General features: G+C 72.3%; 4 protein-coding genes. 2 read left to right on the top strand and 2 right to left on the bottom strand.

Features of this window, described 5'->3' with window-relative positions; translation table 11 throughout:
- The first annotated feature begins 94 nt into the window (after positions 1–94).
- Positions 95–2,155: a glycoside hydrolase family 26 protein gene (locus G401_RS54500; protein WP_051366191.1), complete on the top strand. Its 2,061-nt coding sequence runs from the start codon at positions 95–97 to the stop codon at positions 2,153–2,155.
- Here the strand turns inward: G401_RS54500 and cysC are convergent.
- The gene (gene cysC / locus G401_RS0105420; protein ID WP_034590852.1) at positions 2,136–3,677 is read right to left on the bottom strand and encodes an adenylyl-sulfate kinase; all 1,542 of its coding nucleotides are present in this window, start codon (positions 3,675–3,677) and stop codon (positions 2,136–2,138) included. The genes G401_RS54500 and cysC overlap by 20 nt on opposite strands.
- A gap of 200 nt (positions 3,678–3,877) precedes the next feature.
- The gene (ppc, locus tag G401_RS0105415) at positions 3,878–6,652 is read right to left on the bottom strand and encodes a phosphoenolpyruvate carboxylase (protein ID WP_027341695.1); all 2,775 of its coding nucleotides are present in this window, start codon (positions 6,650–6,652) and stop codon (positions 3,878–3,880) included.
- Positions 6,653–6,914: 262 nt separating this feature from the next.
- Between ppc and mfd the strand changes: the two genes are divergently transcribed.
- Positions 6,915–10,496, top strand: a complete 3,582-nt coding sequence (gene mfd, locus G401_RS0105410; protein WP_027341694.1) for a transcription-repair coupling factor — start codon at positions 6,915–6,917, stop codon at positions 10,494–10,496.
- The last annotated feature ends 63 nt before the right edge of the window (positions 10,497–10,559 follow it).

The following is a 10,559-nucleotide window of genomic DNA, read 5'->3' as shown; positions in this document are numbered from 1 at the left end:
GTACCCAATCTACCCGTTTGTGCCTTTAGACCCCCATACGCGGCTAATAGGATCTAGATCAAGTGAATCCCCCATTCGGATCCGGGAGGTACGTATGACACAGACGCGCCCGCGTCCGGTCTTCGTCGCACTCCTCGCGGCCGGCGCGGTCACCCTCGCCGCGGCGATCGGATTCGTCGGCGGACACGTCGGCGAGCCCCGCTCCATCCCCGTCAGCGAGGACGCGTCGGTGCGTACGTGGACCTCGGCCTCGGCGGCTCTCACGGCCGGCGGCCTCGGTGGCGGCGCCGCCATCAGCTACCTGAAGTTCCAGGTGGACCTGCCCGAGGGCCGGGCGCCCCAGCACGCGGAGGTCTGGCTCGCCCGCGGCTCCGGCGTCCTGCCCGGCCTGGTGGAGCTCAGCTCGGTGCCGTGGTCGTCGTGGCGGTCGCACGAACTCAGCCCCGCGACCGCGCCCCGGCTCGGCCCGGTCGTCTCGTCCGTCTTTCCCCGCGGGCTCGAGACCGCCGTGCACTTCGACGTGAGCTCGGTGATCAGGAAAGCCGGCCAGTACGCCTTCGCCGTCACCGCCGCCACCAGCGACATGCTCGCGACCTTCGCGTCCAGGGAGAGCGACGCGTACCGGGCGCCGACCCTGATCCTGCAGTGGAGCGGCGGCCCCGCGAACACGAGCCCCGGTACGCACAAGCTGCTGCCCGGCGGCCCGTTCGTGGCACCGCCGTCGGACGGGGAACGGGATCTGACGCTGCCGGGCTGGCTCGTCGAGGACACGGCCTCGGCCGGGGCCTCCCCGAGCGGCCTGGGATCACACTCGCCGCCGGCGCTGCCCAGCCCGACCGGTGCCGACCCGGCCGGATCGGCGAGCGGGCCGGCGTACAGCCCGCCGGCACCGCCGAGCCCCACAGGCGACCAGCCCTGGCCGTCACCGAGCGAATCCCTGAGCGAGTCGCCCAGTGGATTGCCCAGCTGGTCTCCGTCGGCGGGGCCGAGCGCATCGGCGAGCCCGTCGGAGAGCCCTTCCGGGCTTCCGTCGAGCAGCCCGTCGGGAACGCCGTCGGGCAGTCCGTCCGGCAGTCCATCGGGGAGTCCTTCGGGACAGCCGTCCGAGAGTCCTTCCGGGAGCCCTTCGGGGAGCCCTTCCGGGGGTCCTTCGGGGAGTCCGAGCCATTCCGCGCAGCCGAGCCCCTCGCCGAGCAGTCCCGCCGAACCGGACTGCGTGCTCGGCCCGCTCAACGTGCCGAGCTGCGGAGTCCTCTGGGGAGTGGCGCCCGCCGCGCATACCTCGATCAACCGCACCACCGCGCTGAGGACGTTCGAGGCGCAGACGCAGCGGCCGCAGGCGATCTACCACGCGTACCACCGGGGGGACCAGATGTTCCCGACCGCGGAGGAGACGGCGATCGCCCGGGACCCCGCGCACCCGCGCATCCTGCTGCTGAACTGGAAGCCGCTCGACGCCACCTGGCGCTCGATCTCGCTGGGCAACCCGTGGGCGAACGACTACCTCGACCGGCTCGCCGACCACATCAAGCGGACGTTCCCCGAGCCGTTCTTCTTCACGATGCACCACGAGCCCGAGAACGACGTGCGTACCAACCCGGTGCTCGGCATGACCGCCAAGGACTACGCGGCCGCCTTCCGGTACGTCGTGCAGCGGCTGCGCAACGACGGCGTGACGAACCTGATCTCGACCATGTGCTACATGGCCTACGTCCCGTGGAACACGCAGTCGTGGTTCGAGGACCTGTACCCCGGTGACGACGTCGTCGACTGGATCGCCTGGGACGCGTACGCGTACAGCGACCCCGGCTACGGTCACGGCGACTTCGCCGAGATGATGAACCGGCGGTCGAGCCTGAGCCCCGCGTGGCCCGGCTTCTACACCTGGGCCGCCCGGACCTTCCCCACGAAACCGTTGATGGTGGCCGAATGGGGAGTGTGGTACTCGGGCACCAACCCGGGGCACATGAACGACTTCTACCGCAGCGTGGGACGGCAGATGCAGCTGTTCCCGCGGGTCAAGGCGATGGTCTACTTCGACACGCCGGACGCCGCCGGGCGCGACTCCCGGGTGACGGCGACCGCGGGCGGGCTGGCGGCCTACCGGGAACTGGGGCGGCTGCCCGTCTTCCAGGTCAGCCGGCCACCTGCATGATCCAGTTGTGCTCGGCGAGGTAGTCCAGCACCAAGCCGGCCGCCTCGTCGACCGTCAGCCGGCTCGTGTCGATCGTGATCTCGGCGTCCGCCGGGACCTCATACGGATCGTCCACACCGGTCATGCCGGTGATGAGCCCGGCGCGGGCCTTCGCGTACAGGCCCTTGCGGTCGCGCTGCTCGCACACCTCGATCGGCGTCGACACGTGCACGAGCACGAAGTCCGCTCCGGCGGTACGCGCCATCGTCCGGGCCGTCGCCCGCGCCTCGTGGTAGGGCGCGATCGGGCAGCAGATCGCGATCCCGCCGTGCCGGGCGGCTTCGGCGGCCACCCAGCCGATCCGCCGGATGTTGAGGTCGCGATCGGTCTTGGTGAAGCCGAGCCCCTTGCTCAGCTCCCGGCGTACGACATCGCCGTCGAGCAGCGTGATCGTACGCTCGCCGGTTTCGCGCAGGGTCTCGGCGACGGCGTGCGCCACGGTGGACTTGCCCGAGCCGGACAGGCCGGTGAAGAACAGGACCAGGCCGCGGCGCTGCCGGGGCGGGCGGGCCCGGGCCAGCTCGCGGGCGACGGCCGGCGGTGTGTGCCACTCGGGCAGCGTCTCGCCCTCGTCGAGCAGCTCGGAGATCTCCTCGGAGGTCAGCGGCAGCCGGGCGAAGCGCGCGGTCACGTCGTTGCGGTCGCGCCACTGCCCGTCGCGCGTGTCGTAGGCGAGCGCGCGGGGCACGAGCACCCGCGGCCCGCGCCCGGCGATCGTGTCGGCCGTCGAGAGCAGGTGGGTGATGCCGTACGCCTCCGCGACCCGCGCGCGCAGCGCACCGTCCACGATCTCGTCGTCGCGCCGGTGCAGCGGCAGGGCGACGATCAGCGGATCGGGCAGCCGCTCGGCCGCCGCGGCCACGCAACGCAGCAGCGCGTGCTGTTCGAGGCCGCCCGGCCCGGGGTCGGCCACCGGCACCAGCAACACGATCTGGGCCGTGAGCTGGCGGGCGGTGTGCAGCAGCTGGGCGAGCTGCGGGCGGTGCAGCGGCCGATCGGCGTAGAAGCCGAGCACGCGGCCCTGCGCCCGGCCCGAGGTGCCGTCGCCGAGGACGGAGCCGAGCCGTTGCCGGGCCTCGGGCGCGGACAGCCGGTAGCGCCGGAACGGCAGGTGGCCGCCGTCGCCGTAGGCGCGTACCGGGCCGGCGACGCGGATCGCGCCACCCCGGCCGGTCGGCCACTGCTCGGCGACCTGGACGGCGGCCACCGGGGCACCCTCCTGATCGGTCAGCAGCAGCGCCTTGGCGCCCGGATCGAGGACGCCCTCCGGCACGGTCAGCGTGATCGGCGGCCAGACCCCGTCCTTGGCCAGCCGGCCCGTACGCTCGATGGCCTCGCAGTCGGCGCGGCTCATGAATCCGTCCAGCGGCGCGTACGCCCCGGAGAGGATCATCTGCAGGTCGGAGAGCTCGACCGGGTCGGGTGTGTACGCCGAAGCCGTGAGCAGATCCTGCTCGGTCAGCACCCAGTCGAACCGGTCCACCGCTTCCTCCTGCCTTCCCACCCGCCGGTGCGCACCGCGCGACGGCGGCGGCGCCGGGTCCCCGGCCGAATCATGCCGATCGAACGCATGACAGTCTGCCAGGACGGGGACCCGGGCGCCTACCGGACCGGGGAGGCTTGCCCGAGCCGCCAGGAGTTCGGTCAGCCGGGGAGGGCTTGCCCGAGCCGCCAGGAGTTCGGTCAGCCGGTGTTGCGCATTCCGGCCGCGATGCCGTTGACCGTCGTGAGCAACGCCCGCTCCAGTGTGGGGTCCGTCGTCGGTCCGCGGTGCGCCGAGGTGGCGTGCTTCGCGCCGCCCGCGTCCCGGTACTGCCGCAGCAACGCCACCTGCAGGTGGTGCAACGGCTCCAGGTAACTGTCGCGAACGGACAGCGTCCGCGCCAGCACGGGCTGCGACTCCAGCAGGTGCCCGGCCCCGGTCACCGCCAGAACCTCCTCGACGGTACGCGCGTACTCGGCCTCGATCTTGCCGAAGATCGGCTGGAGGTGCTCGGGGACGAGGGTGTTCACGTAGCCGCGGGCGATGGTCAGGTCGGTCTTGGTCAGCATCATCTCCACGTTGGACAGGAAGGTCCGGAAGAAGTGCCAGCGCTCGACCGCGTCGGTGAGGACCTCGGTGAGACCGGCCTCGCGGGCGGCCTTGAGCCCGGTGCCCACGCCGTACCAGCCGGGGACGATCTGGCGGGACTGCGTCCAGCCGAACACCCACGGGATGGCCCGCAGGCCGCCCAGGCCGGCGCCGGAGTCGGGCCGCTTGGCCGGCCGGGAGCCGATGTTGAGCGCGCCGAGCAGCTCGGTCGGGGTGGCCGCCCAGAAGTACTCCGGCAGCAGCGGGTCCTCGACCAGGTCCCGGTACGCGCCGAACGCCGCGTCGGAGACGGCGTCCATGGCGTCGTCCCAGCGGGCCAGGTCCTCCTGGGGCTGCCGGGGCGCCGTGTGCAGGAGGGTCGCCTGGAGCACGGCCGCGACGGTCAGCTCCAGGTTCTCCCGGGCGAGCGCCGGCAGGGTGTACTTGTCGGAGATGACCTCGCCCTGCTCGGTGACCTTGATCGCGCCGTCGAGCGTGCCGTACGGCTGGGCCAGGATCGCCTCGTGGGTGGGGCCGCCGCCGCGCCCGACCGTGCCGCCGCGGCCGTGGAACAACCGCAGGCGTACGCCGTGCCGGGCCGCCACGTCCCGCAGATCGCGCTGGGCCCGGTGGATGCCCCACTGGCTGGTCGTGATCCCGGCCTCCTTGTTGGAGTCCGAGTAGCCGAGCATGACCTCCTGCACGTCGCCGCGGGCCCGCACGATCGCCCGGTACGCGGGCAGCTTCAGCAGGTCGTCGAGGATCTCGCCGCCCGCCGACAGCTCGGCCGGGGTCTCCAGCAGCGGCACGAAGCCGACGCGGGCCTTGCCGTTGTGCGGGTCGATCAGGCCGGCCTCGCGGGCGAGCACCGCAGCCGCGAGAACATCGTCCACGCCGCGGGTCATCGAGATGATGTAGGACTCGATCACGTCCGGGCCGAACCGGTCCTGCGCCTCGCGGATCGTGGCGAACACGTCGAACGTCTTGCGGGCGCCGTCGGTGAGCGGAGTGTCCGGATGGGACAGCGGCCGGCGGCTCTCCAGCTCACGGGTCAGCAGCTCCCGCCGGGACACCCGGTCCAGGGCCGCGTACGACTCGACCTCGCCGACGTTCGCGTACAGCTGGGCCAGCACGGCGTGGTGCGCCTCGGCGTGCTCGCGTACGTCCATGGTCGCGAGGTGCAGGCCGAACGCGCTCGCCCGGCGGATGACGCGGGCGAGCGTACCGGTGGCGGTGAGCTGGCCGGCGTTGCGCGCCAGGGAGGCCCGCAGCAGTTCGAGGTCGGCGATCAGCTCCAGCGAGCCCAGGTAGTCCCGGCCGGGCACGTGCGGGGTGCCCTTCGCCAGCCGCTGGCGGGTGTTGGCGAGCTTCGCCTTCACGCACCGGGCCTTGAGCCGGTACGGCTCCTCGGCGTTGGTCCGGCGGAAGCGCTCGTCCACCTCGGGCAGTCGTTCGAGGTCCTGGGCCAGGCTGGCCGACAGGTCGAGGGACACCGTACGCAGCCGGCGCGACACGCTGATCTGGTTGATCAGCTCGTCCATCGCCTCCTCGGTCGCCTGGATGCCGTGCTCATGCTGGATGAGCAGGACGTCCCGGGTCACCGTCGGGGTGACGAACGGGTTGCCGTCGCGGTCGCCGCCGATCCAGGTGCCGAAGGTGAGCGGCTTCGCGCTCGGCGCCGTCTCCACGCCCAGCCCGCGCAGCGTCTCGGCGAGGTCGTCGAGCACCTGCGGAGCCGCGTCGGCGTACAGGTCGCGCAGGTAGTAGACGGCGTTGCGGGCCTCGTCCGCCGGGTCCGGCCGGTCGACGCGCAGCTCGTCGGTCTGCCAGAGCAGGTCGAGCTGCTCGGCCAGCCGCCGGTCGGTACGCGCGCCGGTGTTCGTGGCGCCGAACAGGGAGACCTCGGCCGCCTCGGCGTCCAGCTCGTCGGCGATGCTGCGCAGCTTGGTCAGGATCGAGCGGCGGGCCGCCTCGGTCGGGTGGGCCGTGAACACCGGGCGCACCGCGAGCCGCCGGGCCGCCGCCGCGATCTCGGCCGTCGGCACCTGCCGCTCGGCGATCAGCCGGCCGGCCTGGTCCAGCCAGCCGCCGTCGCGGGCGCGCAGCCGGCGCAGGTCCCGGGCCCGGTGCACCTGCTCGGTGACGTTGGCCAGGTGGAAGTAGGTGGAGAAGGCGCGGGCCAGCTTGGTGCCGGTCGACACGTCGAGGGCCGCCAGCTTCATCGCCGCCGACTCGGGGTCGGCGCGGACGAGGGCGCGTACCTCCTCGACGAGGTCGAGCAGACCCTGGCCTTCCTGCCGGGCGAGCGTCTGCCCGAGCAGGGTGCCGAGCCGGCGGATGTCCGCCCGCAGCGCGGCGTGCTCGGGCGCGTCGTCGGGCGGCTCGATCGGCGCCGAGGGCGTACCCAGGGCGAGGGGATCGAGGGCGGAGGCGCCGGCCGGGAGAAGATCGCTCACTGCGGTGATCCTTCCAGTTGTCTGCAAGGACGCCGCTGTCCTGAGCCGCATCCTATCCCGCCCTTCTGACCAGCGGATGGACGATGTAGTCCGTCCCGCGGATTGGTAGGCTGTCCTCGCTGGCGCCGCCACCCCCCTTCCGTTTCGGAACGGGGGCCATACGGCGTGCCCAGACCTCGTGGGAGGAACTTCTGTGAAGCTCGCCGGACTGCTCACCGCCGCCCTGGCCGACCCCGCTCTCACCCGGGCCGGGCAGCTGACCGACTCCGACGTCGACGTGACCGCTCCCGGTGCGCTGCGTCCCTTTCTCGCCGCGGTCCTCGCCGGGCACAAGAGTGTGCTGGCAATCACAGCCACCAGCCGGGAGGCCGAGGACCTCGCCGACGCGCTCGCCGGCTTCCTGCCTTCCGAACAGATCGCCGTCTATCCCAGCTGGGAGACCCTGCCGCACGAGCGGCTCTCGCCCCGGTCGGACACGGTGGGCCGGCGGCTGGCCGTGCTGCGCCGGCTGGCCCACCCCGAACTCGACGGACCCGTACGCGTCGTCGTCGCCCCCGTCCGCAGCGTGCTCCAGCCCCAGCTCAAAGGCCTCGGCGACCTCCGGCCGGTGGAGCTGCGCCAGGGCGGCTCGGCCGATCTCGAAGACGTGGCGCGGCGCCTGTCCGATCTCGCGTACGCGCGGGTGGACCTGGTCACCAAGCGGGGCGAGTACGCCGTGCGCGGCGGCCTGCTCGACGTCTTCCCCCCGACCGAGGAGCACCCGGTACGCGTCGAGTTCTGGGGCGACGACGTCGAGGAGATCCGCACGTTCGCCGTCGCCGACCAGCGGACGATCGCGCAGGTGGAGCGGCTGGTCTGCGTACCGTGCCGGGAGTTGCTCCTGACCGACGAGGTGCGCGGCAAGGCCGCGGAGCTGCTGGCCGAGCACCCGGAGCTGAGCGAGATCCTCGCGAAGCTCGCGGAGGGCATCCCGGTCGAGGGCATGGAGTCGCTGGCCCCCGCTCTGTGCGGGCCGGACAGCCTGGAGCTGCTGACCGACTGCCTGCCGCGGCAGACGGTGGTGCTGGCGTGCGACCCGGAGCGGATCCGTACGCGCGCCCACGACCTGGTCCGCACGAGCGAGGAGTTCCTGCAGGCGAGCTGGGCCGCGGCGGCGGTCGGCGGGCAGGCGCCGGTGGACGTCGGCGCGGCCGCCTTCCGGACCCTGGCCGAGGTCCGCGCGAGCGCGATGACCCGCGGCCAGGCCTGGTGGAGCATCGCGCCGTTCGGCCTGGACGCGCCCGAGCCGGAGAAGGTCGACGACACGCCGTGGCTGGACGTGGCGGAGACCGCGGGCGTCACCGACGAGGACGCCACGCTGCTGACTTTGGGCGCGCAGGCCGCCCCGCTGTACCACGGCGACACCGCGCGCCTGCTCGACGACGTGCGCGGCTGGCTCGCCGCCAACTGGCGGGTGGCGCTGGTCTTCGAGGGGCACGGCCCGGCGCAGCGCGCGGTCGAGGTGCTGCGCGACGCCGGCATCGGTACGCGGCTGGCCGACGACGCGACCGCGCTGGCCGAGGGCGAGTTGCTGGTCACGACCGGCCCGCTTGGTGCCGGTCTGGTCGACGAGACCGCCAAGCTGGCCGTCGTCACGGGGACCGACGTGTCCGGCGGGCGCGGAGCGTCCACGAAGGACATGCGCAAGATGCCGTCCCGGCGGCGCAACACGATCGACCCGTTGGAGCTGCGCGCCGGCGACTTCGTCGTGCACGAGCAGCACGGCATCGGCAAGTACGTCGAACTCGTCCAGCGGCAGGTCAACGGGGCCGAGCGCGAGTACCTCGTGATCGAGTACGCGGCGTCGAAGCGGGGCCAGCCCGGCGACCGGCTCTTCGTGCCGACCGACGCCCTCGACCAGCTGTCCCGCTACGTCGGCGGGGAGCAGCCGGCGCTGCACAAGATGGGCGGCTCGGACTGGCAGAAGGCGAAGGCCCGGGCCCGCAAGGCGGTACGCGAGATCGCGGCCCAGCTCATCCAGCTGTACGCGGCCCGGCAGGGCGCGAAGGGCCACTCCTTCGGTCCGGACACCCCCTGGCAGCGCGAGCTGGAGGACGCCTTCCCCTACACGGAGACGCCCGACCAGATGGCCGCCATCGAGGAAGTCAAGATCGACATGGAGAAGCCGGTCCCGATGGACCGGCTGATCTGCGGCGACGTCGGCTACGGCAAGACCGAGATCGCCGTACGCGCCGCGTTCAAGGCGGTCCAGGACGGCAAGCAGGTCGCCATCCTGGTGCCGACGACCCTGCTGGCGCAGCAGCATTTCAACACGTTCTCGGAGCGGATGCAGCAGTTCCCGGTGCAGATCCGGCAGCTGTCGCGGTTCCAGACGCCGTCGGAGTCGGCCCGCACCATGGAGATGGTCGGCGAGGGCACCGCCGACATCGTCATCGGTACGCACCGCCTGCTCCAGCAGACCACCCGGTTCAAGCAGCTCGGCCTGGTCGTCGTCGACGAGGAGCAGCGCTTCGGCGTGGAGCACAAGGAATTCCTGAAGTCGTTGCGTACCAACGTGGACGTGCTCACCATGTCGGCCACGCCGATCCCGCGGACGCTGGAGATGGCGATCACCGGCATCCGGGAGATGTCGACCATCGCCACGCCGCCGGAGGAGCGCCACCCGGTCCTCACGTACGTCGGCGCGTACGACGACAAGCAGGTGGCCGCCGCGATCCACCGCGAGCTGCTGCGCGACGGCCAGGTCTTCTACCTGCACAACCGGGTCGAGTCGATCGACAAGGCGGCCCGGCGCATCCGCGAGCTCGTCCCGGAGGCGCGCGTCGTCACCGCGCACGGCCAGATGGGCGAGGACGCCCTGGAGAAGGTCATGGTCGGCTTCTGGGAGAAGGAGTTCGACGTCCTCGTCGCCACCACGATCATCGAGTCCGGCATCGACATCCCGAACGCGAACACGCTGATCCTCGAACGGGCCGACCTGCTCGGCCTGGCCCAGCTGCACCAGATCCGCGGCCGGGTCGGCCGGGGCCGCGAGCGCGCGTACGCGTACTTCCTGTACCCGCCGGAGAAGCCGCTGACCGAGCACGCCCACGAGCGGCTGGCCACGATCGCGCAGCACACCGAGCTCGGCGCGGGCATGTACGTGGCGATGAAGGACCTGGAGATCCGGGGCGCCGGCAACCTGCTGGGCGGCGAGCAGTCCGGCCATATCGAGGGCGTCGGCTTCGACCTCTACGTACGCATGGTCGGCGACGCCGTGCGGGCGTTCAAGGGCGCGGCCGGCGTCGAGGACGAGGCGGAGGAGACCGAGGTCAAGGTCGATCTGCCGGTCGACGCGCACCTGCCGGTCACCTACATCGAGGTCGAGCGGCTGCGGCTGGAGATGTACCGCAAGATCGCCAACGCCCGCAGCGAGGCCGAGCTGGACGCCGTCGCCGCCGAGATCGACGACCGGTACGGCGAGGCCCCGCCGCCCGTCGTCAACCTGCTCGCGGTCGCGCGGTTCCGGCTGCTGGCCCGCGCGTACGGGCTGTCGGAGGTGTCCCTGCAGGGCAAGCACCTGCGGTTCGCGCCGCTGGCGCTGCCGGACTCCAAGCAGTTGCGGCTCAAGCGCTACCACCCGGACGCGGTCTACAAGCAGGCGACCGAGCAGGTCAGCCTGCCCCGGCCGATGACCCGGCGGATCGGCGGCGAGCCGGTCCGCGACCAGGCCCTGCTGGCCTGGTGCGCCCAGGCCCTGTCCGACGTCCTGGGCCCGCCCCCGTCCGCTTCATGATCCGGCTCCGCCGCATGATCCGGTTTGGATCAGGGATTCGCACGTAATCTTGGCCCAAGATTC

The organism is Hamadaea tsunoensis DSM 44101 (assembly GCF_000428945.1).
Classification (GTDB): domain Bacteria; phylum Actinomycetota; class Actinomycetes; order Mycobacteriales; family Micromonosporaceae; genus Hamadaea; species Hamadaea tsunoensis.
Note: the sequence above shows the minus strand (reverse complement) of the source record. Positions and strands in the feature narration are given on the sequence as shown.